The following is a 25,732-nucleotide window of genomic DNA, read 5'->3' on the forward strand; positions in this document are numbered from 1 at the left end:
TTGAGCATGTCTGAAGAAAAATTAGGTCAACATTATCTCGCCGCGCTGAATGAGGCATTTCCTGGCGTCGTGCTGGACCACGCCTGGCAGACCAAAGATCAGCTGACCGTGACCGTAAAGGTGAACTACCTGCCGGAAGTGGTGGAGTTTCTCTACTACAAGCAGGGTGGCTGGCTGTCGGTGCTGTTTGGTAACGACGAACGCAAACTGAATGGTCATTACGCCGTTTATTACGTGCTGTCGATGGAGAAGGGCACCAAGTGTTGGGTAACGGTTCGCGTTGAAGTTGACGCCAACAAACCGGAGTATCCTTCCGTGACGCCGCGCGTTCCGGCGGCGGTGTGGGGCGAGCGTGAAGTGCGCGATATGTACGGTTTGATTCCGGTTGGTCTGCCGGATGAACGCCGTCTGGTGCTGCCGGATGACTGGCCGGATGAACTTTATCCTCTGCGTAAAGACAGCATGGATTATCGTCAGCGTCCGGCACCGACTACCGATGCTGAAACCTACGAGTTCATCAACGAACTGGGCGACAAGAAAAACAACGTCGTGCCGATTGGTCCACTGCACGTCACTTCTGACGAACCGGGTCACTTCCGTCTGTTCGTCGATGGTGAAAACATTATCGACGCCGACTACCGCCTGTTCTACGTCCATCGCGGCATGGAAAAACTGGCGGAAACCCGTATGGGTTACAACGAAGTGACCTTCCTCTCTGACCGTGTGTGCGGGATCTGCGGCTTTGCTCACAGCACCGCCTATACCACGTCGGTGGAAAACGCGATGGGTATTCAGGTGCCAGAACGCGCGCAGATGATCCGCGCCATTCTGCTGGAGGTAGAACGCCTGCACTCGCATCTGCTCAACCTCGGCCTGGCCTGTCACTTTACCGGCTTTGACTCCGGCTTTATGCAGTTCTTCCGCGTGCGTGAAACCTCCATGAAAATGGCAGAGATCCTTACCGGTGCGCGTAAAACCTACGGCCTGAACCTGATCGGCGGGATTCGTCGCGATCTGCTGAAAGACGACATGATTCAGACCCGCCAGCTGGCGCAACAGATGCGTCGTGAAGTGCAGGAGCTGGTGGATGTGCTGCTGAGCACACCGAACATGGAACAGCGCACCGTCGGCATTGGTCGTCTGGACCCGGAAATTGCCCGCGATTTCAGTAACGTTGGCCCGATGGTCCGCGCCAGCGGACACGCTCGCGATACCCGCGCCGATCACCCGTTTGTTGGTTATGGCCTGCTGCCAATGGAAGTCCACAGCGAGCAGGGCTGCGACGTTATTTCCCGTCTGAAAGTGCGTATCAACGAAGTCTATACCGCGCTGAATATGATCGATTACGGTCTGGATAACCTGCCGGGCGGCCCGCTGATGGTGGAAGGCTTTACCTACATTCCGCACCGTTTCGCGCTGGGCTTTGCCGAAGCGCCGCGCGGCGACGATATCCACTGGAGCATGACCGGCGACAACCAGAAGCTGTACCGCTGGCGCTGCCGTGCCGCGACCTACGCGAACTGGCCGACCCTGCGCTACATGCTGCGTGGCAATACCGTTTCCGATGCGCCGCTGATTATCGGTAGCCTGGACCCTTGCTACTCCTGTACCGACCGCATAACCGTGGTCGATGTACGTAAGAAGAAGAGCAAAGTGGTGCCGTACAAAGAACTCGAGCGCTACAGCATTGAGCGTAAAAACTCGCCGCTGAAATAAGGAATCGCCATGTTTACCTTTATCAAAAAAGTCATCAAAACCGGCACGGCGACTTCGTCTTATCCGCTGGAGCCGATTGCGGTTGATAAAAACTTCCGTGGTAAGCCAGAGCAGAACCCGCAGCAGTGCATCGGCTGTGCGGCCTGCGTCAATGCCTGCCCGTCAAACGCCTTAACGGTTGAAACTGACCTCGCCACAGGAGAGCTGGCGTGGCAGTTCAATCTTGGACGCTGCATCTTCTGTGGACGCTGCGAAGAAGTCTGCCCGACGGCGGCGATTAAGCTGTCGCAAGAATACGAACTGGCGGTGTGGAAGAAAGAAGACTTCCTGCAACAGTCCCGCTTCGCGCTGTGCAACTGCCGCGTCTGCAATCGTCCTTTCGCCGTCCAGAAAGAGATCGACTACGCCATTGCGCTGCTTAAGCACAACGGCGACAGCCGCGCGGAAAACCACCGCGAAAGCTTTGAGACTTGCCCGGAATGTAAGCGCCAGAAATGCCTGGTGCCGTCCGACCGTATTGAACTGACTCGCCATATGAAAGAGGCCATCTGATGAGCAATTTATTAGGCCCCCGTGACGCCAACGGCATTCCGGTCCCGATGACGGTGGATGAATCCATCGCCAGCATGAAGGCGTCGTTACTGAAAAAAATCAAACGTTCTGCCTACGTTTATCGCGTGGACTGCGGCGGCTGTAACGGTTGCGAAATCGAAATTTTCGCCACGCTTTCGCCGCTGTTCGATGCAGAACGCTTCGGCATTAAAGTCGTTCCGTCACCGCGTCATGCGGATATTTTACTGTTTACCGGCGCGGTCACCCGTGCAATGCGATCCCCTGCGCTGCGTGCGTGGCAGTCCGCGCCGGACCCGAAAATCTGTATCTCTTACGGTGCCTGCGGTAACAGCGGCGGGATCTTCCACGATCTCTACTGCGTGTGGGGCGGTACGGATAAAATCGTTCCGGTAGATGTCTACATCCCTGGCTGCCCGCCAACGCCTGCCGCCACGCTGTACGGCTTTGCGATGGCGCTCGGCCTGCTGGAGCAGAAAATCCACGCCCGTGGGCCGGGTGAGCAAGATGAGCAGCCGGCAGACATTCTACATCCTGATATGGTGCAACCGTTGCGTGTGAAAGTGGACCGTGAAGCGCGTCGTCTGGCGGGTTATCGTTACGGTCGCCAGATTGCCGATGATTTCCTGACACAGTTAGGGCAGGGCGAAGAACAGGTTGCACGCTGGCTGGAAGCGGAAAACGATCCGCGTCTGAACGAGATTGTCAGCCATCTGAATCATGTTGTTGAAGAGGCGCGTATCCGATGAGTGAAAAGGTGGTGTTCAGTCAACTGAGCCGTAAATTTATTGATGAGAACGATGCCACGCCCGCCGAGGCGCAGCAGGTGGTCTATTACAGCCTGGCGATTGGTCACCACCTTGGGGTTATCGATTGCCTGGAAGCGGCACTTACCTGCCCGTGGGATGACTATCTGGCATGGATTGCCACTCTGGAGGCGGGCAGCGAAGCCCGCCGTAAAATGGAAGGCGTGCCGAAATATGGTGAGATCGTCATCGACATTAACCATGTGCCGATGCTGGCCAACGCATTCGATAAAGCCCGGGCAGCGCAAACTTCGCAGCAGAAGGAATGGAGTACAATGCTGTTAAGTATGCTGCATGATATTCATCAGGAAAACGCCATCTATTTGATGGTGAGGAGACTGCGTGACTGACGTTTTACTTTGTGTTGGCAATAGCATGATGGGCGATGATGGCGCAGGCCCGCTACTGGCGGAAAAGTGCGCCGCCGCGCCGAAAGGTAACTGGGTAGTGATTGACGGCGGTAGCGCACCGGAAAACGACATTGTCGCTATCCGCGAACTGCGCCCGACACGGCTGCTGATTGTCGACGCCACGGATATGGGGCTAAACCCTGGCGAGATCCGCATCATCGACCCGGCTGACATCGCCGAGATGTTTATGATGACTACCCATAACATGCCGCTGAACTATCTTATCGACCAGTTGAAAGAAGATATTGGCGAAGTGATTTTCCTTGGCATCCAGCCGGATATCGTCGGCTTTTACTACCCGATGACTCAGCCGATTAAAGATGCGGTGGAAACGGTGTATCAGCGGCTGGAAGGCTGGGAAGGAAATGGCGGCTTCGCGCAGTTAGCGGTGGAAGAATAATTCTTCATTAGGGAATTCAGGGAATTGAACATCAAAACAGGGATGTGCGCTTTTTTATTGAGCTTAGTGCTGCCTGCACAGGCCACCAGCTTTACCGAATATCTGCCAATGAGTGACAGCGAATACGCGCAAAAGCGGGCGCTGAAACCTCTCCTGACCATGCCTTATGATGCCGAGCAAACCTGGCATTTTAGAAAAGTGGGCGTCTGACACGTTACTACAGAGAGAACAAAGAATGACTGCTAATGCTGCACGCGCTGTTAAAGCAACAAGAGAACTGGTCAATGCAGTCCCCTTTCTGGGAGGCAGTGACTCAGAAGATGATTACCGTGAAGCACTGGAACTGGTCGAATATTTGATTGAAGAAGATGATACTAATCCACTTATCGACTTTCTGGCGAGCCGCATTGCAGAATATGAAAACAATAACGAAAAGTTTGCAGAGTTCGACAAAGCCGTTGCAGCAATGCCTGTTGGTGTGGCGTTACTTCGCACGCTGATTGATCAACATAATCTGACCTATGCAGATTTGAAGAACGAAATCGGCTCTAAATCCCTGGTCAGCCAGATTTTATCTGGACAACGTTCCCTGACGATATCCCACATTAAGGCACTTTCAGCCCGATTTGGCGTTAAGCCGGAATGGTTTCTTTGACTGATGGCAGACGCTAAATCGCCTGATGCGCTACGCCTATCGGGCTTTGAAAGGGCGCAGATTCTTAATTTTGCGCGCCCTTGTTTGTCATTCAGGCTGTTGTCTTTACTACTCTTAATTTATCAGTAAGCTCAATCAGATATGCTTTTGCTTTTTCGCGTGCTCGCCCCTCGAAAAGCATTATCCACTCATGTGTGTCGTCGATTGTTTGTAAACGGCCCTGGAGTTTTTTGCTGAAAGTCGACGTGAGCTGATAACCGTCGAGTTGATCAATTTGTTTACTCGATGTGATTTTTTTCCCGGCTGCTTTTTGAATGATAAGTTCAACGAGACCGATAACATTATTATCGTAATTATCGTAGAGAAATTCTTCATCTCCCTGAAATCCGAACAAATCTTCATGCTGGCTTAAGCGTTGAACAATTGACTCGGCATCAAAGGTCGAATCATCTTGCAGTTGTTCCTCTACCCAATTAATCAAATCCAGCCCTTCGTCGCTTTCGAGAGCCTCCATTCCCCATGAACCCATTTTGTATCCTTACCTGTTATTTCAGTCGAAATAGTATTATTCAATAAAGGTTCATCGCTAATCTGCGATGAACCTCAAAATACAATCATATGGATAGCTGACAAAGTGGTCGTTGTTCACGCCGTATCCGGCACGGTTGCTTCCCTTAAATCCTCCCCGTTACTGGCAATTACTTTTTTATACCACCAGAACGACTTGTCGGAAAAAAGTACCCAGATGTGGACTGGCAACGATAAAATATTCATTAGAAAACGGATTCTCTCTGCCTTACTACGATAAATACTGTCATCACATGTCATCGACACTAGTGTCGATGACATCGTTTTTCCTGTAGTACAGAATTTAATTTCCTTAAATAACAGTAAATTAAAAACTGGCATGATTTGTGAATGTATCGGCGCATTAACTGTTATTGCTGGAGAATTTGATGAACCGTTTCATCATTGCTGACGCGAGTAAATGTATTGGTTGCCGTACCTGTGAAGTGGCGTGCGTGGTTTCTCATCAGGAAAATCAGGACTGTGCATCGCTGACCCCGGAAACATTTTTACCGCGAATCCATGTCATTAAAGGTGTGAACATTTCCACGGCGACAGTCTGCCGTCAGTGTGAAGATGCACCGTGCGCTAACGTCTGCCCGAATGGTGCTATCAGCCGTGATAAAGGGTTTGTTCATGTCATGCAGGAACGTTGTATTGGTTGCAAAACCTGCGTTGTGGCTTGCCCATATGGTGCGATGGAAGTGGTGGTGCGTCCGGTGATTCGCAACAGCGGCGCAGGGCTGAATGTACGGGCTGACAAAGCCGAAGCCAATAAATGCGACCTGTGCAACCATCGTGAAGACGGCCCGGCGTGTATGGCGGCTTGCCCGACCCATGCGCTGATTTGTGTCGATCGTAATAAACTTGAACAACTGAGCGCAGAAAAACGCCGCCGCACGGCGCTGATGTTCTAAAAATCTTACAGAACTGTTCTGGTATCAAAGGAATTCCCGGAAATATTCGTAGAATACGAAGCGGGCAGTATCGCCGACCTGTGACTGCCGGATGCGACGCTGTCGTGTCCGGCTGGGCGGGTTACGCAATTCATGATGGCGGGAATAACTCAATGGCAAAAAACACATCTTGCGGTGTCCAACTGCGTATTCGTGGCAAAGTGCAGGGCGTCGGTTTTCGTCCGTTTGTCTGGCAACTGGCACAGCAATTAAATCTTCACGGCGATGTCTGTAATGACGGCGATGGCGTAGAAGTCCGGCTGCTGGAAGAGCCGGAAACCTTTCTTGTTCAATTGCATCAGCATTGTCCGCCGCTGGCGCGTATTGATAGCGTCGAGCGTGAGCCGTTTATCTGGTCACAACTGCCCACCGAGTTCACTATCCGCCAGAGCACAGGCGGCGCTATGAATACGCAAATAGTTCCCGATGCCGCGACTTGCCCTGCTTGCCTTGCCGAAATGAATACCCCGGGCGAGCGGCGTTATCGTTATCCGTTTATCAACTGTACCCACTGTGGCCCGCGTTTCACCATTATTCGCGCCATGCCTTACGACCGCCCGTTTACCGTGATGGCGGCGTTTCCGCTGTGTCCGGCTTGTGACAAAGAGTACTGTGACCCGCTCGATCGTCGCTTCCACGCCCAGCCGGTGGCCTGCCCGGAGTGTGGCCCCCATCTTGAATGGGTAAGTCATGGTGAACATGCAGAACAAGAGGCGGCATTACAGGCAGCTATCGCACAGTTAAAAATGGGCAACATTGTCGCCATCAAAGGGATTGGCGGATTTCATCTTGCCTGCGATGCACGTAACAGTAACGCGGTGGCGACACTTCGGGCGCGCAAACATCGCCCGGCGAAACCGCTGGCGGTCATGTTGCCAGTGGCTGACGGTTTACCAGACGCTGCGCGCCAGTTGCTTACCACGCCCGCCGCGCCGATTGTGCTGGTGGATAAAAAATATGTACCTGAGCTTTGTGATGATATCGCCCCTGGCCTTAACGAAGTCGGGGTAATGTTGCCTGCGAACCCGCTCCAGCATTTGCTGTTACAGGAACTGCAATGCCCGCTGGTGATGACCTCCGGCAACCTGAGCGGTAAACCACCGGCTATCAGCAACGAACAGGCGCTGGCGGATTTGCAGGGCATTGCCGACGGATTCTTGATACATAACCGCGACATCGTGCAGCGGATGGATGATTCGGTGGTGCGCGAAAGCGGCGAAATGCTGCGCCGTTCGCGGGGGTATGTGCCGGATGCGCTGGCTTTGCCTCCGGGCTTTAAAAATGTTCCGCCTGTGCTGTGTCTCGGCGCGGATCTGAAAAATACCTTCTGCCTGGTGCGCGGCGAACAAGCGGTGTTGAGTCAGCATCTGGGCGATTTAAGTGACGATGGCATCCAGATGCAGTGGCGCGAAGCGTTACGCCTGATGCAAAACATCTACGATTTCACTCCGCAATACGTTGTGCATGACGCGCATCCGGGCTATGTCTCCAGCCAGTGGGCGCGCGAAATGAATCTGCCGACGCAAACGGTGCTGCATCATCATGCTCACGCAGCGGCATGTCTGGCAGAACATCACTGGCCGCTGGATGGCGGAGATGTCATTGCGTTGACACTCGACGGTATTGGTATGGGGGAGAACGGCGCTTTGTGGGGGGGAGAGTGCCTGCGGGTGAACTATCGTGAATGCGAGCACCTGGGCGGCTTGCCTGCAGTGGCGCTTGCTGGTGGCGATCTTGCCGCAAAGCAGCCGTGGCGAAACCTGCTGACGCAGTGCTTGCGTTTTGTGCCGGAGTGGCAGAGTTATCCCGAAACGGTAAGTGTGCAACAGCAAAACTGGAGCGTGCTGGCGCGGGCCATTGAGCGTGGAATCAATGCACCACTGGCGTCATCGTGTGGGCGGTTGTTCGATGCCGTAGCGGCGGCGCTGGGCTGTGCGCCAGCCACGTTAAGTTATGAAGGTGAAGCGGCTTGTGCTCTGGAGGCGCTGGCGACTTCGTGCCACGGCGTGACGCATCCGGTGACGATGCCGCTGGTGGATAATCAACTGGATCTCGCCACCTTCTGGCAGCAGTGGCTGAACTGGCAGGCTCCGGTTAATCAACGTGCGTGGGCGTTTCATGATGCGCTGGCGCAGGGGGGGGCCGCGTTGATGCGTGAGCAGGCCACGATGCGTGGTATCACTACGCTGGTATTTAGCGGCGGGGTTATTCATAACCGTTTGCTGCGTGCACGTCTGGCGCATTATCTCGCTGATTTCACATTGCTCTTTCCACAGAGTTTACCTGCGGGCGATGGCGGGTTGTCTCTGGGGCAGGGGGTTATTGCTGCGGCGCGTTGGTTAGCGGGTGAAGTCCAGAACGGATAAAGCGTGTTGCATTTGGACACCATTGCCGGATGCGGCGTGAACGCCTTATCCGGCCTACATATTCATCCCCGCAGGTCGGATAAGACGCGCTAGCGTCGCATCCGACATTTTGGGACAGTGCAATGCGACATAAACGTATTATGTGATCAACACATGCGTTCCCTGTAGGTCGGATAAGACGCGTCAGCGCCGCATCCGACATTTGGGGCACTGTAGCTCGCCTACATCGACAACGTTTTCAACAATCCAAATGCCTCTTTCATCCGATCCTCACTGACCACAAAGGCGCGAAGCTGGTCAGCATCGTCAACACCGCGCGCCACCATTCCCTGGCGTTCGGTATTAATTTGCCAGCGTAAATCCTGACGCTGGGGTTCGCCTGCCAGATGCAGCGGTAATTCCGGCGTTTTGATTTTCACCAGCATCGCCGGGAGTTTCAGCGGCGTGTTATTGCCGAGAAGATTTTTTGCCAGCACCATCGCGCTAAGTTGAATCGGCTGGAGGAACGGCAATACCTGACCGTTAATTTCCGCGCAATCGCCCAGCGCATAAATATCGGCATTACTGGTTTGCAGATAACTATCGACGCAAACGCCGCGATTAATCGTCAGCCCGGCGCGTCGTGCCAGGGCGGTTTCCGGGCGCAGTCCGGTGGCGGCAATTACCGCATCCACTTCGATGCAGCGCTGGCGGTCCAGCGTTGCCAGAATGCCAGAATCTGTTTTTTCCAGTCCTTGCAACTGAGATTTTAACAGCAGATGAACGCCCATCTCCGTCAACCGATGCTGCAAGCGGCTGCTGACTTCCGGTGGCATTAACGACGCCAGAATACTGGCAGCGTTGTCGATTAGCGTGACCGCTTTGCCTGCCCGACAAAAATCCATCGCCAGTTCGCTACCAATCAAACCACCGCCAACAATCAACACGCGTCGGGCATCCCGCAGTTGTGTTTCACAGGCGCGATACTCTTGCTGACTATTTAACGTCAGCATTAACTCACGCCCGGGCACTGGCGGGACAAAGGCGCTGGCACCGGTTGCCAGCACTAACTTGTCGTATTGCCACTGATTATTCTGACTTTTCACCACATGGGCTTCGGCATCGATATCCGTTACCCAGGTGTGCGGAAACAGGCGCAGATTAAACTGCTCGGCAAATTCACCTGCCGTCTGGCGGGTAAGGTCGTCGGCACGTTGCCCCTGACTGATAACATGGCTGAGGTCAGGTTTGTTGTACTCATCCATGCTGTCGGCGGCAATCAGGGTTAATGGAATACAGGCGTCCTGTTTGCGAATATTTTTCACCAGTTGGCGGGCGGCGAAGCCCGAACCAATGATCACAATGCCGTTGCTCATTTTGCCTCCGATGCCAGTTCGTCAAAGACATCTTTGCCGAGAGAGCATTCCGGGCACAGGAAGTTATCCGGGACTTCACTCCACGGCGTTCCTGGCGCAACGTCCTGCATTGGCTCGCCTTTTGCCGGATCGTAAATCCACTGGCAGACGCTGCATTGCATCCGTGGGCCGAGGTCAGCCGTCGTGGCGGCAGAGGTTTCTTCTTTAACCACCGTATTCACCGTGCTCTGTGGCAGCGGCGCGAGCGCCCACTGACGGGCGATTTCGCGACCGTGTTCACGACATAACTCCAGAGCGTCCTGGTCTGGTCGCCATTTGGCTTTCAGGCTAAGCGACATTTCGAAACCCGCATCCTGCAGGCGCGTGGAAAGACGATCCACCGCACCGCCACTCCAGCCGTGAGAGCCGAAAGCGCTGGCGCGTTTGTTACGGAAGCGTAATCCGGTCATCTCCTCCACCAGCCCGGCGATTTTCGGCATCATCACATTATTCATCGTAGAAGTGCCGACCAGTACGCCTTTTGAGCGGAAGACATTGGTCAGGATTTCGTTTTTATCGCTTCGGGCGACGTTGAAAATTTTCACCGCCACGCGTGGGTCGGTTTCCGCAATCCCCTGGGCGATAGCGTCAGCCATCATGCGGGTGTTATTCGACATGGTGTCGTAGAAAATGGTGATTCTGTCTTCCTGATAATCCGCCGCCCATTTCAGGTACAGCTCGACAATTTGCGTCGGGTTATCGCGCCATACCACGCCGTGAGAGGTCGCTATCATATCGACTGGCAAGTTAAAGCCCAGGATCTCGGTAATTTTCGGCGTTACCAGGCGGCTGAACGGCGTCAGGATATTGGCGTAGTAACGCTGGCACTGCTCGAAAAGCTCAGTCTGATCCACTTCATCGTTGAACAGATGCTCGTCGCAGTAGTGCTGACCGAAAGCATCGTTACTGAACAGCACCGCGTCGCCTGTCAGGTAAGTCATCATGCTGTCCGGCCAGTGCAGCATTGGCGTTTCGACAAAAATGAGTTGTTTGCCGTTGCCGATATCCAGTGTGTCGCCAGTTTTCACTACATTAAAATTCCACTCCGGATGATGGTGATGACCATTTATCGAGTCGATAGCGTTGGCTGTACAGTAGATCGGCGTATCGGGAATTTGCGCCATCAGTTCGGTCAGCGCTCCGGCGTGGTCTTCTTCTGCATGATTAATCACGATGTAATCGATATCCGCCAGATCGATTTCATTACGCAGGTTCTGCACAAATTCGCGGCTGAATTTATGGTCGACGGTGTCGATCAGCACGTTTTTTTCTTCGCGGATGAGGTAGCTGTTGTAGCTGCTGCCGCGCAGCGTTTTATATTCTGTACCGTGAAAATCACGCACTTCCCAGTCACGTTGACCAACCCAATGAATGTTATTTTTCACCACAATAGACATAGCAACCTCAATTTATTCAGCGTGTTCTAAAAAGATGTCTTGCTGATTGCAGATTGCGTGCCAGTTTTTTATCTAATTGTTTTTACTCTATAAATAAAATTATGCTCATTAATGAGTAGTCAAAATGACTATCAATCAAATGGTCGATATGACAATATCTATAGTCAAATTGACAGTGAGGCAAAGATGAGTTTTTCCGTTGATGTGCTGGCGAATATCGCCATCGAATTGCAGCGTGGGATTGGTCATCAGGATCGTTTTCAGCGCCTGATCACTACGCTGCGTCAGGTGCTGGAGTGCGATGCGTCTGCGTTGCTACGTTACGACTCGCGGCAGTTTATTCCGCTTGCCATCGACGGGCTGGCGAAGGATGTACTCGGTAGACGCTTTGCGCTGGAAGGGCATCCACGGCTGGAAGCGATTGCCCGCGCGGGTGATGTGGTGCGCTTTCCCGCAGACAGCGAATTGCCCGATCCTTATGACGGTCTGATTCCAGGGCAGGAGAGTCTGAAGGTTCACGCCTGCGTTGGTTTGCCGTTGTTTGCCGGGCAAAACCTGATCGGTGCCTTGACGCTCGACGGGATGCAGCCCGATCAGTTCGATGTTTTCAGCGACGAAGAGTTACGCCTGATTGCTGCGCTGGCGGCGGGAGCGTTAAGCAATGCGTTACTGATTGAACAACTGGAAAGCCAGAATATGCTGCCAGGCGATGCCGCGCCGTTTGAAGCGGTGAAACAGACGCAGATGATTGGTTTGTCCCCAGGCATGACGCAATTGAAAAAAGAGATTGAGATTGTGGCGGCATCCGATCTCAACGTTTTAATTAGCGGTGAGACGGGAACCGGTAAGGAGCTGGTGGCGAAAGCGATTCATGAAGCCTCGCCACGGGCGGTGAATCCGCTGGTCTATCTCAACTGTGCCGCACTGCCGGAAAGTGTGGCGGAAAGTGAGTTGTTCGGGCATGTGAAAGGGGCGTTTACTGGTGCTATCAGTAACCGCAGCGGGAAGTTTGAAATGGCGGATAACGGCACGCTGTTTCTCGATGAGATCGGCGAGTTGTCGTTGGCATTGCAGGCCAAGCTGCTGAGGGTGTTGCAGTATGGCGATATTCAACGCGTTGGCGATGACCGCAGTTTGCGGGTCGATGTGCGCGTGCTGGCGGCGACTAACCGTGACTTACGCGAAGAGGTACTGGCAGGGCGATTTCGCGCTGACTTGTTCCACCGCCTGAGCGTGTTTCCACTCTCAGTGCCGCCGCTGCGTGAGCGGGGCGATGATGTCATTCTGCTGGCGGGGTATTTCTGCGAGCAGTGTCGTTTGCGGCTGGGGCTCTCCCGCGTGGTATTAAGTGCCGGAGCGCGAAATTTACTGCAACACTACAATTTTCCGGGAAACGTGCGCGAACTGGAACATGCTATTCATCGGGCGGTAGTATTGTCGAGAGCCACCCGCAGCGGCGATGAAGTGATTCTTGAGGCGCAACATTTTGCTTTTCCTGAGGTGACGTTGCCGCCGCCAGAAGCGGCGGCGGTGCCCGTTGTTAAGCAAAATCTGCGTGAAGCGACAGAAGCGTTCCAGCGTGAAACCATTCGTCAGGCACTGGCGCAAAATCATCACAACTGGGCCGCCTGTGCGCGGATGCTGGAAACCGACGTCGCCAACCTGCATCGGCTGGCGAAACGTCTGGGGCTGAAGGATTAAATAATCCCGGCCTGATAGAAATCCTGCAGGTTAATTGCGCCGGTGAGTTTGCCGTTTTCATCCACTACCGGTGCGGCGGTGATTTTTCGTTTCATCAGGATTTCTTTGGCGTCGATGGCACGGCTTTGCGATTGCAACGTGGTGCCGTCGACCGTCATCGCTTCATTGACTGGCGTGGTGAGTGCGCCGCCGCCAACCAGCCAGCGACGTAAATCACCGTCGGTAAAGACGCCTTTCACCAGTCGTTGATCATCGCACACTGCCACCAGACCTAAACCGGTGCGGCTAAGTTCCAGCATCGCGTCCATCACGCTGGCGGTTAACGCTACCTGCGGGATGGCATCGTCACGACGCATAAGATGATGCACTTTGTTCAGCAAGCGAGCGCCCAGTGCCCCGGCTGGGTGGGAGCGTGCAAAATCTTCTTCATTAAAACCACGCGCCTGCATGACTGCCATCGCCAGCGCGTCGCCCATCATCAGGGTATTCACGGTGCTGGAGGTCGGCGCAAGGTGCATCGGGCAGGCTTCGCGTTCTACGGAGATATCCAGCACCGCTTTCGCCGCCAGGCCCAGCGGTGACGTCGGTTTTCCGGTCATTGCCAGCAGCGCGATAGATTTGTCTTCCAGACGCGGAATAATGAGATCCAGTTCCTTCGCGCCACCGGAATAAGAGATAAACAGCATCACATCGCGGCTTTCAATCATCCCCAGATCGCCGTGCAGTGCTTCTGCCGGATGGACAAAAAAAGCCGGTGTGCCGGTGCTGGCAAGCGTTGCGGCGATTTTCTTACCAATGTGGCCCGATTTGCCAATTCCCGAAACCACCACTTTGCCTTCGCAGTGCAGGATGATATTGGCGGCGCGAACGAAATCATCGCCCAGACGTTCCGGTAAATGACTTGCTTCCTGCAACTCCAGCATTAACGTCTGACGTCCCGCGTTCAGTAGTGCTTCACTCATTGCTCTCTCCGGTTATGATCACGTCGATCCCTTTTTCTTCCAGCGCCTGACGAAACGCTGGATCGATACCTGCGTCGGTAATCAGCTTATCGACGCTTTCAAGACTACAAACCACGTTGGGGCTTTTACGACCAAACTTCGATGAGTCAGCCATCAAAATCACTTCGCGCGCGGCATTGCACATCGCCTTACTGACGGTATAAACCTCGTTGAACGTGGTTACGCCCGCATTGAGATCGATGCCGTCGGTGCCCATAAACAATTTATCGAAGGTGAAATGCTCGAAGGCATTCTCTGCCAGTTGCCCGTGAAATGAGGCCGATTTTTTACGAAATGTTCCGCCTGGCATCAGGATAGTTTGTTCGTTATCCAGTTCGGATAGCGCATTGACGATGTGCAGACTGTTGGTCATCACCGTGATGTTATTAAAACGTGAGAGCAGAGGCACCATCTGCAACACGGTACTGCCAGCATCAAGAATTATTGAGTCGCCATCATGAATAAAACCAACGGCAGCTTCTGCAATCAGCTCTTTCTTGTGGGTGTTGATAAGCGTTTTATGATCGATAGGCGGATCGGATTCCTCTTTGTTCAACACCACGCCGCCATAAGTACGAATGACGGTTCCGGCATGTTCCAGAATGACCAGATCTTTGCGAATGGTTGTGCCTGTGGTGTCAAAGTATTGCGCCAATTCTTCAACCGAGCATTTACCCTGCTTTTGCAGATACTCCAGAATGGCGGCCTGACGCTGACGAGGTTTCATGGGCGTGATTACCTGATTTAGGTTTCAAAATGATAACTTCGCAAGCTAGTAACATTCACAACGAAATTATCCACGTTTCAGTTTAAGCGCCAATGATAGAGCATTCTGTGATAGTGGATCATGGGGAAAGATCACATCGGGCTGTAAATCACCCGCATGCATGCCGGTAATTGCGGGAATTTTTTGCGGTCGGGCGAAGACGGTCAGTCCTTTCATAAACAAGGTGTCGACGATGCGCTGCTGATCGTCCAGCGCGATGGCGACCACGACCCGTGGTTTAAAGCGCCCGCTGGAACGTCCCACGCCAACGCGCCCTTGTTGGCATAGTGTGTCGAAGGCACGGTTAAAACGAGAAATTTGCCAACCGCCTAAGGCCAGTTGCGCACACCAGGCGATAACGGCGACGGTGATGAGTGCGGATACCATAACTTCTCCGTGATGTAGTGGCGGAAGTCCTGTAGGCCTGATAAGCGTAGCGCATCAGGCATTCTATTAGTCGCGCGGAGATCCTTAAAAGATCTCCGCTGTTGATCAGAACATCACCTGACCGCCGGTGACATTGATCGACTGACCAGTGCAGTACGACGCCTTAGGACTGGCGTAGAACAGCAGCATATTCAGCACATCCTGATAATCGCAGCCGCGTTTGAGCGGTACTTTATCGATGTAATACTGCTCGACTTGCTCCGGTTTGATACCCAGCTTGGTCGCGTATTGTGGCAACAGTGACTGGAACATAGGCGATTTCAGCAGGTTACCGAGCATCAGCGAATGCACCGTAATGCCGTACTCCGCCAGATCCAGCGCCAGTGATTGAGTCAGCCCGACGCCACCAAATTTCGCTGCGCTGTAGCCAGAGTTGTGTTTGCTGCCCACTTTGCCGGATTTCGAGTTGATCTGAATAATGCGACCCTGAATCCCGTCGCGAATCATCAAACGCGAAAATTCACGGGCACACAGGAAATAACCCACCAGATTCACCTGTAGCGAACGGTCAAAATCTCCAAGCTGGAAATCGCTGATAAAGGCTGCTTTTGCTATTCCGGCGCTGTAGACCAGCAAATCCACGCGACCAAAGATTTCATCTACCCCACGAGAAAGCGCCAGAACGCTTTGCTCGCTGGTGGCGTCAGCACCAAAACCGTACGCTGTTCCTTCACCATATTCGGCGTTAATTTCTTGTGCCACATTTGCGGCTTTGTCGCTCTGAATATCGACAACCGCCACGCGATACCCCTCGGCAGCCAGACCGTGGCACAGGAACGCGCCTAAGGTTTGCCCACCACCGATGACAACGGCAACCTGATTCATTTTTTACTCCTTAACAGATTCAAACTTCAAAACCGATCCCGGCGCGATATCGTCGGGTACAGGGCCTGCCACATGGACAGTGCCCGGAAATTCCGCTTCGCTTAAACCATCGAAGCGCAGGGTGACATGACCCAGTTCGCGAAGGTTGTCTTCCGCCACGCTGCCAACGGCGGTCACCGGATAGCGATGCCGCCCGAGCGTAAATTGCAAACCGGGATGGAGTGCACCTTTCAACTCGCCGTGGCAATGAATGAAGCAATACTCTTCGAGATCCGCTGGCGCGCCTTCACGAAAGGTGATGAGCATCTGGTCGCTGAGGGCGTCAGTGGCACTCGCGCCAATACGGGTGATGGTGGTCTGATAAATAACGGTCATGTTTCAGCCTCTATTGATAGATAAAACCGGAGACAAACCAGGCGATCAGTACAGTTGGCGCGCCGGTTAAAAAGCGGCTCACCAGAACAGAAGGGACACCGACGCGAACCGTGTCCTGACGAGCTTCCGCCAGCGACAAACCGACCGGGATGAAGTCGCAGGCCGCCTGCGCGTTGATGGCAAACAGTGCCGGTAAAGCCAGATGCGGCGGAATATTGCCGAGACCAATCTGCACGCCAATCAATACGCCGATAACCTGTGCGATAACTGCGCCTGGGCCGAGGAAAGGTGAAAGCAGCGGGAAGGAGCAGATGAGCGCCAGCATGACCAGACCCAGTGGATGGCTCGCCAGCGGAGCAAGACCGTGGGCAATCCAGTCGCCAAGACCGGAAGCCATAATGATGCCGATAAGCGCCGAGACGAACGCCATAAACGGCAGAATGGTTTTTAATACAGTGTCGATGGTGTCACGACCAGATTGAAACAACACGGCAACGGCAGAACCCATACCCATTCCCACCTTCGCCAGTAAACCATCGCTTTGTTCGGTGATTTTCTTGCTGGTGTCATAGTCACGGCCCACGGAAGAGGGTTGTGGTGTCGCCTCACCCACTACAGTGATGTTTTCTTCTTTTACGCCAGAGACATAAATATCTTCCACAATGTACTGCGCCAGCGGGCCAGACTTGCCCGTCGAGTGGATATTAATGGTGGGAATACGCCGTTTCGGATAGATGCCGCAGCGTAATGTGCCGCCACAGTCGATTACCGCGACACCAATTTCCGCCTCCGCGGGTTCACCTTCTTTAAATCCGTCAATAGCCTGCCAGCCAGTAAGCTGTGCCAGTTTGTCAACAATCGCAGGCCGGGTACCGGCGGTGATATAGACGATTTTTTTGCCCGGCGTGGCTTCCAGCTCAAGCGGGCCGCCCCAGCCACCCGTTCCTTTTTCGATCCGAATGCGTGTCATGATGTTGCTCCTGCCAGACGAACTTTTTGTTCAAGTTGAATGCCCATCTTTTTCTCGAAAATGGCGGTGGTCAGATCGGTTACCCAGCCGCGGAAGAAGTTGGTGACCAGACCAACCAGCAGATAGCTCACCGCCAGTGGGCCAAGTGGCAGATTCAGCGTCGTCAGACCGCTGGCAATGCCGAGATAAACAAACAGTTCGCCAGGGTTGATATGGGGGAAGAGGCCATTCATTGAGTGGCAGCTATAAGAGGCCGCCGCGTAATAGCTGGGTTTGTACTTTTCCGGCATAAAGCGACCCAGGCTTAGGGTCATCGGGTTACAAAAGACAAACGTACCAATGCACGGTAGCAGCAGATAACGGGAAACAGGGTTACCGGCGCAACGTTGAGCAAATCGTTCAATACGATGCTGACCGATAAAATTAATCAATGCGTTCATGATAACCAGCAGGCTAATTAACAGCGGAAGAATGCCGGTTACCATCCCGGTAAACACTTCTCCGCCTTTCTGGAACAGCCCGATGAACCACTCTGCGCCATGAGTAATGGTTTCTATCATTGTTCTCTCCTTCAGTATTTATTGTTTTATTACCAAACGGCAATCTAATCTAATCAGATTGAAAGATTTAAAAGTGTTATTTTGATCGCAAAATGAAAGATAAATATTTTATTTTGAAAGTTTGTATAAAGAAGGTAGTGAGGAGAATGAGTTGAGTTATGTAAAGTCCGTATCGGGCAGTGACTACCGCTTCCTTGTGCGGGGCGGGATGCTTTACCATACTTGCCCCTGGTTGAATCTGTTAAATGGACCCCTCATGTTCAAGCGTCGTTATGTAACATTGCTTCCCCTTTTTGTGTTGCTTGCCGCCTGTAGCAGCAAGCCAAAACCTACTGAGACTGAAACGACCACCGGAACGCCGTCTGGCGGCTTCCTGCTTGAGCCGCAGCACAATGTGATGCAGATGGGCGGTGACTTCGCCAATAACCCGAATGCCCAGCAGTTCATCGACAAAATGGTGAACAAACACGGTTTCGATCGTCAGCAGTTGCAGGAAATTCTCTCCCAGGCGAAACGTCTGGATTCGGTACTGCGGCTGATGGATAACCAGGCACCAACCACATCGGTGAAACCGCCATCAGGTCCGAACGGCGCATGGCTGCGTTATCGCAAAAAATTTATTACGCCGGACAACGTGCAGAACGGTGTGGTTTTCTGGAATCAGTATGAAGATGCGTTGAATCGCGCGTGGCAGGTGTATGGTGTACCGCCGGAAATTATCGTCGGGATTATCGGCGTTGAAACCCGCTGGGGGCGCGTGATGGGGAAAACTCGCATTCTCGATGCGCTGGCAACGCTGTCATTTAATTACCCTCGCCGCGCGGAATATTTTTCAGGTGAGCTGGAAACCTTCCTGCTGATGGCGCGCGACGAGCAGGACGATCCGCTCAATCTGAAAGGTTCCTTTGCAGGTGCGATGGGTTACGGTCAGTTTATGCCATCGTCTTACAAACAATATGCGGTGGATTTCAGCGGTGACGGGCATATCAACCTGTGGGATCCGGTTGATGCCATCGGTAGTGTAGCGAACTATTTCAAAGCGCACGGCTGGGTGAAAGGCGATCAGGTGGCGGTGATGGCAAACGGTCAGGCGCCAGGCTTACCGAATGGCTTCAAAACCAGGTACAGCATTTCACAACTTGCCGCAGCTGGACTAACGCCGCAGCAGTCGCTGGGGAATCATCAGCAGGCCAGCTTGCTGCGTCTGGATGTTGGCACTGGTTACCAGTACTGGTATGGTCTGCCGAACTTCTACACTATTACCCGTTATAACCACAGCACTCATTACGCAATGGCGGTCTGGCAGTTAGGACAGGCCGTGGCGCTGGCGCGCGTGCAGTAACTATTTGCAAGAGGGAGGTTAAACTTCCCTCTGTTATCTTACTGTTTATTCGAATGGCGTAATTGCTTGATTTTTTTCGACAGCGATATCGCATATCCCAGGCAGACAACGCCTAACGCAGCCTGACCGAAGTCAAAAGGTTCAAGATAGCCAGAAGATAAAACTTTACATATCACGGAAATCAGTGCGCTGATGCCGCCAATGATGACCCACATACGCATTTGTGTGGTTTGTTTGAGCACGTTTTGTGGGGTGTTATCCGTTTTCTTTATTGCCATTGCTATTCTCTCCCTGTGAATACATATCAATGTGAACGCGGCATGGTAGCGCTTTTTCTCTACCGACTGGCCGCAACAGTCTTTTTTCGGAACGCGACTCGTAAAATGAATCGCTCGTCCCCATCTTTTGCGGGAAAGTGCTATCTTGTCCGGCATAAATTTTTGACTGACAGAGGTTGTGATGACTGAAAGTGAACTGATGCAGTTAAGCGAACAGGTTGGGCTGGCGCTGAAAGCCCGTGGCGCAACCGTAACAACTGCTGAGTCTTGTACCGGCGGTTGGGTAGCGAAAGTGATTACCGATATTGCCGGCAGTTCCGCCTGGTTTGAACGCGGATTTGTCACCTACAGTAACGAAGCAAAAGCGCAAATGATCGGTGTACGCGAAGAGACGCTGGCGCAGCATGGCGCGGTGAGCGAACCTGTCGTGGTGGAAATGGCGATAGGCGCACTGAAAGCGGCTCGTGCTGATTACGCCGTGTCTATTAGTGGTATCGCCGGGCCGGATGGCGGCAGTGAAGAGAAGCCTGTCGGCACCGTCTGGTTTGCTTTTGCCACTGCCCGTGGTGAAGGCATTACCCGGCGGGAATGCTTCAGCGGTGACCGTGATGCGGTGCGTCGTCAGGCTACTGCGTATGCATTGCAGACCTTGTGGCAACAATTTCTACAAAATACTTGATACTGTATGAGCATACAGTATAATTGCTTCAACAGAACATATTGACTATCCGGTATTACCCGGCATGACAGGAGTAAAAATGGCTATCGACGAAAACAAACAGAAAGCGTTGGCGGCAGCACTGGGCCAGATTGAGAAACAATTTGGTAAAGGCTCCATCATGCGCCTGGGTGAAGACCGTTCCATGGATGTGGAAACCATCTCTACCGGTTCGCTTTCACTGGATATCGCGCTTGGGGCAGGTGGTCTGCCGATGGGCCGTATCGTCGAAATCTACGGACCAGAATCTTCCGGTAAAACCACGCTGACGTTGCAGGTGATCGCCGCAGCGCAGCGCGAAGGTAAAACCTGTGCGTTTATCGATGCTGAACACGCGCTGGACCCAATCTACGCACGTAAACTGGGCGTCGATATCGACAACCTGCTGTGCTCCCAGCCGGACACTGGCGAGCAGGCACTGGAAATCTGTGACGCCCTGGCACGTTCTGGTGCAGTAGACGTTATCGTCGTTGACTCCGTGGCGGCACTGACGCCGAAAGCGGAAATCGAAGGTGAAATCGGCGACTCTCACATGGGCCTTGCGGCACGTATGATGAGCCAGGCGATGCGTAAGCTGGCGGGTAACCTGAAGCAGTCCAACACGCTGCTGATCTTCATCAACCAGATCCGTATGAAAATTGGTGTGATGTTCGGTAACCCGGAAACCACTACCGGTGGTAACGCGCTGAAATTCTACGCCTCTGTTCGTCTCGACATCCGTCGTATCGGCGCGGTGAAAGAGGGCGAAAACGTGGTGGGTAGCGAAACCCGCGTGAAAGTGGTGAAGAACAAAATCGCTGCGCCGTTTAAACAGGCTGAATTCCAGATCCTCTACGGCGAAGGTATCAACTTCTACGGCGAGCTGGTTGACCTGGGCGTGAAAGAGAAGCTTATCGAGAAAGCAGGCGCGTGGTACAGCTACAAAGGTGAGAAGATCGGTCAGGGTAAAGCGAATGCGACTGCCTGGCTGAAAGATAACCCAGAAACCGCGAAAGAGATCGAGAAGAAAGTACGTGAGTTGCTGCTGAGCAACCCGAACTCAACGCCGGATTTCTCTGTAGATGACAGCGAAGGCGTAGCAGAAACTAACGAAGATTTTTAATCGTCTTGTTTGATACACAAGGGTCGCATCTGCGGCCCTTTTGCTTTTTTAAGTTGTAAGGATATGCCATGACAGAATCAACATCCCGTCGCCCGGCATATGCTCGCCTGTTGGATCGTGCGGTACGCATTCTGGCGGTGCGCGATCACAGTGAGCAAGAACTGCGACGTAAACTCGCGGCACCGATTATGGGCAAAAATGGCCCGGAAGAGATTGATGCCACGGCAGAAGATTACGAGCGCGTTATTGCCTGGTGCCATGAACATGGCTATCTTGATGACAGCCGATTTGTTGCGCGCTTTATCGCCAGCCGTAGCCGCAAAGGTTATGGACCTGCGCGTATTTGTCAGGAACTGAATCAGAAAGGTATTTCCCGCGAAGCGACAGAAAAAGCGATGCGTGAATGTGACATCGACTGGTGCGCACTGGCGCGCGATCAGGCGACGCGAAAATATGGCGAACCTTTGCCAACTGTCTTTTCAGAAAAAGTTAAGATCCAGCGTTTTCTGCTCTATCGTGGCTATCTGATGGAAGATATCCAGGATATTTGGCGAAATTTTGCCGACTGAACGCATACGGGATTTTACTTCCCAGTCAAGAAAACTTATCTTATTCCCACTTTTCAGTTACCAGCCGGGCGGTTAACGACACGCAACGGCTGGTAGCGATATTTCGTTAGCTTGATTTCAGGATAATTATGAGCAAGAGCACCGCTGAGATCCGTCAGGCGTTTCTCGACTTTTTCCATAGTAAGGGACATCAGGTAGTTGCCAGCAGCTCCCTGGTACCCCATAACGACCCAACTCTGTTGTTTACCAACGCCGGGATGAACCAGTTCAAGGATGTGTTCCTTGGGCTCGACAAGCGTAATTATTCCCGCGCTACCACTTCCCAACGCTGCGTGCGTGCGGGTGGTAAACACAACGATCTGGAAAACGTCGGTTACACCGCGCGTCACCATACCTTCTTCGAAATGCTGGGCAACTTCAGCTTCGGCGACTATTTCAAACACGATGCCATTCAGTTTGCATGGGAACTGCTGACCAGCGAAAAATGGTTTGCCCTGCCGAAAGAGCGTCTGTGGGTTACCGTCTATGAAAGCGACGACGAAGCCTACGAAATCTGGGAAAAAGAAGTAGGGATCCCGCGCGAACGTATTATTCGCATCGGCGATAACAAAGGTGCGCCATACGCATCTGACAACTTCTGGCAGATGGGTGACACTGGTCCGTGCGGCCCGTGCACCGAAATCTTCTACGATCACGGCGACCACATTTGGGGCGGCCCTCCGGGAAGTCCGGAAGAAGACGGCGACCGCTACATTGAGATCTGGAACATCGTCTTCATGCAGTTCAACCGCCAGGCCGATGGCACGATGGAACCGCTGCCGAAACCGTCTGTAGATACCGGTATGGGTCTGGAACGTATTGCTGCGGTGCTGCAACACGTTAACTCTAACTATGACATCGACCTGTTCCGCACGTTGATCCAGGCGGTAGCGAAAGTCACTGGCGCGACCGATCTGAGCAATAAATCGCTGCGCGTAATCGCTGACCACATTCGTTCTTGTGCGTTCCTGATCGCGGATGGCGTAATGCCGTCCAATGAAAACCGTGGTTATGTACTGCGTCGTATCATTCGTCGCGCAGTGCGTCACGGTAATATGCTCGGCGCGAAAGAAACCTTCTTCTACAAACTGGTTGGTCCGCTAATCGACGTTATGGGCTCTGCGGGTGAAGACCTGAAACGCCAGCAGGCGCAGGTTGAGCAGGTGCTGAAGACTGAAGAAGAGCAGTTTGCCCGTACTCTGGAGCGCGGTCTGGCGCTGCTGGATGAAGAGCTGGCAAAACTTTCTGGTGATACGCTGGATGGTGAAACTGCTTTCCGTCTGTACGACACCTACGGCTTCCCGGTTGACCTGACGGCTGACGTTTGCCGTGAGCGCAACATCAAAGTTGACGAAGCTGGTTTTGACGCAGCAATGGAAGAGCAGCGTCGTCGTGCGCGCGAAGCCAGCGGCTTTGGTGCAGATTACAACGCAATGATCCGTGTTGACAGTGCATCTGAATTTAAAGGCTATGACCATCTGGAACTGAACGGCAAAGTGACTGCGCTGTTTGTTGATGGTAAATCGGTTGATGCCATCAATGCAGGCCAGGAAGCTGTGGTCGTGCTGGATCAAACGCCATTCTATGCGGAATCCGGCGGTCAGGTTGGTGATAAAGGCGAACTGAAAGGCGCTAACTTCTCCTTCGCGGTGGAAGATACGCAGAAATACGGCCAGGCGATTGGTCACATCGGTAAACTTGCTGTGGGTTCTCTGAAAGTGGGCGACGCTGTGCAGGCTGATGTTGATGAGGCTCGTCGCGCCCGTATTCGTCTGAATCACTCCGCAACGCACCTGATGCACGCTGCGCTGCGCCAGGTTCTGGGTACTCATGTATCGCAGAAAGGTTCACTGGTTAACGACAAAGTGCTGCGCTTCGACTTCTCACACAACGAAGCGATGAAACCAGAAGAGATTCGTGCGGTCGAAGACCTGGTGAACGCGCAGATTCGCCGTAACTTGCCGATCGAAACCAACATCATGGATCTCGAAGCGGCGAAAGCGAAAGGTGCGATGGCGCTGTTTGGCGAGAAGTATGATGAGCGCGTACGCGTGCTGAGCATGGGTGATTTCTCCACCGAGTTGTGTGGCGGTACTCACGCCAGCCGCACTGGTGATATTGGTCTGTTCCGCATCATCTCTGAATCGGGTACTGCTGCAGGCGTTCGTCGTATCGAAGCGGTAACCGGAGAAGGCGCTATCGCCACCGTTCATGCAGACAGCGATCGCTTAAGCGAAGTCGCGCATCTGCTGAAAGGCGATAGCAATAATCTGGCTGATAAAGTGCGTTCAGTACTGGAACGTACGCGTCAGCTGGAAAAAGAGTTACAACAGCTTAAAGAACAAGCTGCCGCACAGGAGAGCGCAAATCTTTCCAGTAAGGCAATTGATGTTAATGGTGTTAAGCTGTTGGTTAGCGAGCTTAGCGGTGTTGAGCCGAAAATGTTGCGTACCATGGTTGACGATTTAAAAAATCAGCTGGGGTCGACAATTATCGTGCTGGCAACGGTAGCCGAAGGTAAGGTTTCTCTGATTGCAGGCGTATCTAAGGACGTCACAGATCGTGTGAAAGCAGGGGAACTGATTGGTATGGTCGCTCAGCAGGTGGGCGGCAAGGGTGGTGGACGTCCTGACATGGCGCAAGCCGGTGGTACGGATGCTGCGGCCTTACCTGCAGCGTTAGCCAGTGTGAAAGGCTGGGTCAGCGCGAAATTGCAATAATATAAGCGTCAGGCAATGCCGTGGACTCGCTTCACGGCATTCGCATTAACGCTATCGACAACGATAAAGTCAGGTTGAAGTTGTGTATATCGGCTAAACTTAGGTTTAACAGAATGTAATGCCATGACTGCTTAGATGTAATGTGTTTGTCATTGCTTACTTTTTGGCGTTATATGATGGATAATGCCGGGATACAGAGAGACCCGACTCTTTTAATCTTTCAAGGAGCAAAGAATGCTGATTCTGACTCGTCGAGTTGGTGAGACCCTCATGATTGGGGATGAGGTCACCGTGACAGTTTTAGGGGTAAAGGGCAACCAGGTACGTATTGGCGTAAATGCCCCGAAGGAAGTTTCTGTTCACCGTGAAGAGATCTACCAGCGTATCCAGGCTGAAAAATCCCAGCAGTCCAGTTACTAATCTTTCCGCGTCTCATCTTTATCGGTGAGACGCACCCTCAAGATTTCTCTTTCACTCCATTGTCTTTTCGCTTTACTCCCGTTCATTCAACTTAAGTCTCCATTTTTTTGCATTACTGCTATCTGTCAGACCTCCGTTTTTCTGTTGATAAAACACTCTTTTTGACGTTTTTACAGACTAATTGAGCGTGAAGTGTGCAAACGATAAAAGTGTGGGAAAAATTGTTTGACTTATAAGTCTCAGAAAGTAATATGTGCGCCACGCAGCGACGATGAGCGATAAACAAGTTCTTCGAAGCACTCGTAAGAGGCGTGTGGTGAGGTGGCCGAGAGGCTGAAGGCGCTCCCCTGCTAAGGGAGTATGCGGTCAAAAGCTGCATCCGGGGTTCGAATCCCCGCCTCACCGCCATTTGCATCCGTAGCTCAGCTGGATAGAGTACTCGGCTACGAACCGAGCGGTCGGAGGTTCGAATCCTCCCGGATGCACCATCTCTTACTTGATATGGCTTTAGTGGCGGTATCAAAAAATCTGCAGTAAAGTAAGTTTCCCGATGCATCCGTAGCTCAGCTGGATAGAGTACTCGGCTACGAACCGAGCGGTCGGAGGTTCGAATCCTCCCGGATGCACCATCTCTTACTTGATATGGCTTTAGTGGCGGTATC

Annotated in this window: 27 protein-coding genes and 3 tRNA genes; 19 read left to right on the top strand and 11 right to left on the bottom strand. The window is 52.9% G+C overall.

Going from position 1 to position 25,732, the window contains the following annotated elements:
- Positions 1 to 6: 6 nt before the first annotated feature.
- Genes hycE through ACJHX4_RS21260 form a run of 7 tightly spaced genes read left to right on the top strand, consistent with a single transcriptional unit; the run spans position 7 to position 4,557 of the window.
- On the top strand, positions 7 to 1,716 hold the full coding sequence (gene hycE / locus ACJHX4_RS21230; protein WP_247773417.1) for a formate hydrogenlyase subunit HycE: 1,710 nt from the start codon (positions 7 to 9) through the stop codon (positions 1,714 to 1,716).
- A 9-nt stretch (positions 1,717 to 1,725) separates the two neighbouring features.
- Positions 1,726 to 2,268 carry a formate hydrogenlyase subunit HycF gene (gene hycF / locus ACJHX4_RS21235; RefSeq protein WP_000493799.1) on the top strand — a complete coding sequence of 181 codons (543 nt, stop codon included), beginning with the start codon at positions 1,726 to 1,728 and terminating at the stop codon, positions 2,266 to 2,268.
- Positions 2,268 to 3,035, top strand: coding sequence for a formate hydrogenlyase subunit HycG (gene hycG / locus ACJHX4_RS21240; RefSeq protein WP_000067398.1), 768 nt, complete (start codon positions 2,268 to 2,270; stop codon positions 3,033 to 3,035). Before hycF ends, hycG begins: the two co-directional genes overlap by 1 nt.
- The gene (gene hycH, locus ACJHX4_RS21245) at positions 3,032 to 3,442 is read left to right on the top strand and encodes a formate hydrogenlyase assembly protein HycH (RefSeq protein WP_001291913.1); all 411 of its coding nucleotides are present in this window, start codon (positions 3,032 to 3,034) and stop codon (positions 3,440 to 3,442) included. The genes hycG and hycH overlap by 4 nt, the downstream gene beginning before the upstream one ends.
- Positions 3,435 to 3,902 carry a hydrogenase maturation peptidase HycI gene (hycI, locus tag ACJHX4_RS21250; protein WP_000132953.1) on the top strand — a complete coding sequence of 156 codons (468 nt, stop codon included), beginning with the start codon at positions 3,435 to 3,437 and terminating at the stop codon, positions 3,900 to 3,902. The genes hycH and hycI overlap by 8 nt, the downstream gene beginning before the upstream one ends.
- Positions 3,903 to 3,926: 24 nt before the next feature.
- Positions 3,927 to 4,112 carry a hypothetical protein gene (locus tag ACJHX4_RS21255; protein WP_001312049.1) on the top strand — a complete coding sequence of 62 codons (186 nt, stop codon included), beginning with the start codon at positions 3,927 to 3,929 and terminating at the stop codon, positions 4,110 to 4,112.
- 25 nt (positions 4,113 to 4,137) lie between these two features.
- Positions 4,138 to 4,557, top strand: a complete 420-nt coding sequence (locus ACJHX4_RS21260) for a type II toxin-antitoxin system HigA family antitoxin (protein WP_000126294.1) — start codon at positions 4,138 to 4,140, stop codon at positions 4,555 to 4,557.
- Positions 4,558 to 4,648: 91 nt separating this feature from the next.
- On the opposite strand, the gene ACJHX4_RS21265 is transcribed toward ACJHX4_RS21260, so the two are convergent.
- The gene (locus tag ACJHX4_RS21265; protein WP_000536068.1) at positions 4,649 to 5,086 is read right to left on the bottom strand and encodes a hypothetical protein; all 438 of its coding nucleotides are present in this window, start codon (positions 5,084 to 5,086) and stop codon (positions 4,649 to 4,651) included.
- Between the two features lie 427 nt (positions 5,087 to 5,513).
- On the opposite strand from ACJHX4_RS21265, the gene hydN reads away from it, so the two are divergent.
- Positions 5,514 to 6,041 (top strand): electron transport protein HydN, encoded by a 528-nt coding sequence (gene hydN, locus ACJHX4_RS21270; RefSeq protein WP_001078777.1) that lies wholly within the window; start codon positions 5,514 to 5,516, stop codon positions 6,039 to 6,041.
- A gap of 152 nt (positions 6,042 to 6,193) precedes the next feature.
- Positions 6,194 to 8,446 (top strand): carbamoyltransferase HypF, encoded by a 2,253-nt coding sequence (gene hypF, locus ACJHX4_RS21275; protein WP_001531905.1) that lies wholly within the window; start codon positions 6,194 to 6,196, stop codon positions 8,444 to 8,446.
- 221 nt (positions 8,447 to 8,667) lie between these two features.
- Here hypF and norW read toward each other — a convergent pair whose 3' ends face one another.
- The gene (gene norW, locus ACJHX4_RS21280; RefSeq protein WP_000064691.1) at positions 8,668 to 9,801 is read right to left on the bottom strand and encodes an NADH:flavorubredoxin reductase NorW; all 1,134 of its coding nucleotides are present in this window, start codon (positions 9,799 to 9,801) and stop codon (positions 8,668 to 8,670) included.
- Positions 9,798 to 11,237: an anaerobic nitric oxide reductase flavorubredoxin gene (gene norV, locus ACJHX4_RS21285; protein WP_000029616.1), complete on the bottom strand. Its 1,440-nt coding sequence runs from the start codon at positions 11,235 to 11,237 to the stop codon at positions 9,798 to 9,800. The genes norW and norV overlap by 4 nt, the downstream gene beginning before the upstream one ends.
- A gap of 186 nt (positions 11,238 to 11,423) precedes the next feature.
- On the opposite strand from norV, the gene norR reads away from it, so the two are divergent.
- Complete coding sequence (norR, locus tag ACJHX4_RS21290) at positions 11,424 to 12,938, top strand: nitric oxide reductase transcriptional regulator NorR (protein WP_000010727.1); 1,515 nt, start codon at positions 11,424 to 11,426, stop codon at positions 12,936 to 12,938.
- On the opposite strand, the gene gutQ is transcribed toward norR, so the two are convergent.
- The 7 genes from gutQ to srlA form a co-directional block, all read right to left on the bottom strand.
- On the bottom strand, positions 12,935 to 13,900 hold the full coding sequence (gene gutQ, locus ACJHX4_RS21295) for an arabinose-5-phosphate isomerase GutQ (protein WP_001287403.1): 966 nt from the start codon (positions 13,898 to 13,900) through the stop codon (positions 12,935 to 12,937). The two genes, norR and gutQ, sit on opposite strands and share 4 nt — an antisense overlap.
- Positions 13,893 to 14,666, bottom strand: a complete 774-nt coding sequence (srlR, locus tag ACJHX4_RS21300) for a glucitol operon DNA-binding transcriptional repressor SrlR (RefSeq protein WP_000804544.1) — start codon at positions 14,664 to 14,666, stop codon at positions 13,893 to 13,895. The genes gutQ and srlR overlap by 8 nt, the downstream gene beginning before the upstream one ends.
- Before the next feature lie 66 nt (positions 14,667 to 14,732).
- A complete protein-coding gene (gutM, locus tag ACJHX4_RS21305; protein ID WP_000252908.1) occupies positions 14,733 to 15,092 on the bottom strand; it encodes a transcriptional regulator GutM in 360 nt (119 codons plus the stop codon).
- A 105-nt stretch (positions 15,093 to 15,197) separates the two neighbouring features.
- Complete coding sequence (gene srlD / locus ACJHX4_RS21310) at positions 15,198 to 15,977, bottom strand: sorbitol-6-phosphate dehydrogenase (protein WP_001077354.1); 780 nt, start codon at positions 15,975 to 15,977, stop codon at positions 15,198 to 15,200.
- A 3-nt stretch (positions 15,978 to 15,980) separates the two neighbouring features.
- Positions 15,981 to 16,352 carry a PTS glucitol/sorbitol transporter subunit IIA gene (srlB, locus tag ACJHX4_RS21315; protein ID WP_000216213.1) on the bottom strand — a complete coding sequence of 124 codons (372 nt, stop codon included), beginning with the start codon at positions 16,350 to 16,352 and terminating at the stop codon, positions 15,981 to 15,983.
- Between the two features lie 10 nt (positions 16,353 to 16,362).
- Positions 16,363 to 17,322 (bottom strand): PTS glucitol/sorbitol transporter subunit IIB, encoded by a 960-nt coding sequence (gene srlE, locus ACJHX4_RS21320; protein WP_000196936.1) that lies wholly within the window; start codon positions 17,320 to 17,322, stop codon positions 16,363 to 16,365.
- On the bottom strand, positions 17,319 to 17,882 hold the full coding sequence (gene srlA / locus ACJHX4_RS21325) for a PTS glucitol/sorbitol transporter subunit IIC (protein ID WP_000573324.1): 564 nt from the start codon (positions 17,880 to 17,882) through the stop codon (positions 17,319 to 17,321). Before srlA ends, srlE begins: the two co-directional genes overlap by 4 nt.
- A gap of 256 nt (positions 17,883 to 18,138) precedes the next feature.
- Here srlA and mltB point away from each other — a divergent pair, with 256 nt between their 5' ends.
- Positions 18,139 to 19,224: a lytic murein transglycosylase B gene (gene mltB, locus ACJHX4_RS21330; protein WP_000476838.1), complete on the top strand. Its 1,086-nt coding sequence runs from the start codon at positions 18,139 to 18,141 to the stop codon at positions 19,222 to 19,224.
- A 38-nt stretch (positions 19,225 to 19,262) separates the two neighbouring features.
- Here mltB and ACJHX4_RS21335 read toward each other — a convergent pair whose 3' ends face one another.
- Positions 19,263 to 19,502, bottom strand: a complete 240-nt coding sequence (locus tag ACJHX4_RS21335; protein ID WP_000985460.1) for a hypothetical protein — start codon at positions 19,500 to 19,502, stop codon at positions 19,263 to 19,265.
- A gap of 181 nt (positions 19,503 to 19,683) precedes the next feature.
- On the opposite strand from ACJHX4_RS21335, the gene pncC reads away from it, so the two are divergent.
- From pncC to ACJHX4_RS21375, 8 genes are all read left to right on the top strand, one after another.
- Positions 19,684 to 20,181 carry a nicotinamide-nucleotide amidase gene (pncC, locus tag ACJHX4_RS21340; protein ID WP_000140273.1) on the top strand — a complete coding sequence of 166 codons (498 nt, stop codon included), beginning with the start codon at positions 19,684 to 19,686 and terminating at the stop codon, positions 20,179 to 20,181.
- Between the two features lie 79 nt (positions 20,182 to 20,260).
- Positions 20,261 to 21,322, top strand: a complete 1,062-nt coding sequence (recA, locus tag ACJHX4_RS21345; protein WP_000963143.1) for a recombinase RecA — start codon at positions 20,261 to 20,263, stop codon at positions 21,320 to 21,322.
- Between the two features lie 68 nt (positions 21,323 to 21,390).
- A complete protein-coding gene (gene recX, locus ACJHX4_RS21350; RefSeq protein ID WP_000140501.1) occupies positions 21,391 to 21,891 on the top strand; it encodes a recombination regulator RecX in 501 nt (166 codons plus the stop codon).
- Positions 21,892 to 22,019: 128 nt separating this feature from the next.
- Entirely contained in the window at positions 22,020 to 24,650 is a 2,631-nt protein-coding gene (gene alaS, locus ACJHX4_RS21355; RefSeq protein ID WP_000047157.1) for an alanine--tRNA ligase, read from the top strand.
- A gap of 234 nt (positions 24,651 to 24,884) precedes the next feature.
- Positions 24,885 to 25,070, top strand: a complete 186-nt coding sequence (gene csrA / locus ACJHX4_RS21360) for a carbon storage regulator CsrA (protein ID WP_000906486.1) — start codon at positions 24,885 to 24,887, stop codon at positions 25,068 to 25,070.
- 315 nt (positions 25,071 to 25,385) lie between these two features.
- Positions 25,386 to 25,478, top strand: a tRNA-Ser gene (locus tag ACJHX4_RS21365).
- A gap of 3 nt (positions 25,479 to 25,481) precedes the next feature.
- A tRNA-Arg gene (locus tag ACJHX4_RS21370) sits at positions 25,482 to 25,558 on the top strand.
- Between the two features lie 64 nt (positions 25,559 to 25,622).
- Positions 25,623 to 25,699 (top strand) — tRNA-Arg (locus tag ACJHX4_RS21375).
- Positions 25,700 to 25,732 lie beyond the last annotated feature (33 nt).

This window comes from Escherichia sp. WS2035, assembly GCF_046487065.1.
GTDB lineage: Bacteria > Pseudomonadota > Gammaproteobacteria > Enterobacterales > Enterobacteriaceae > Escherichia > Escherichia coli.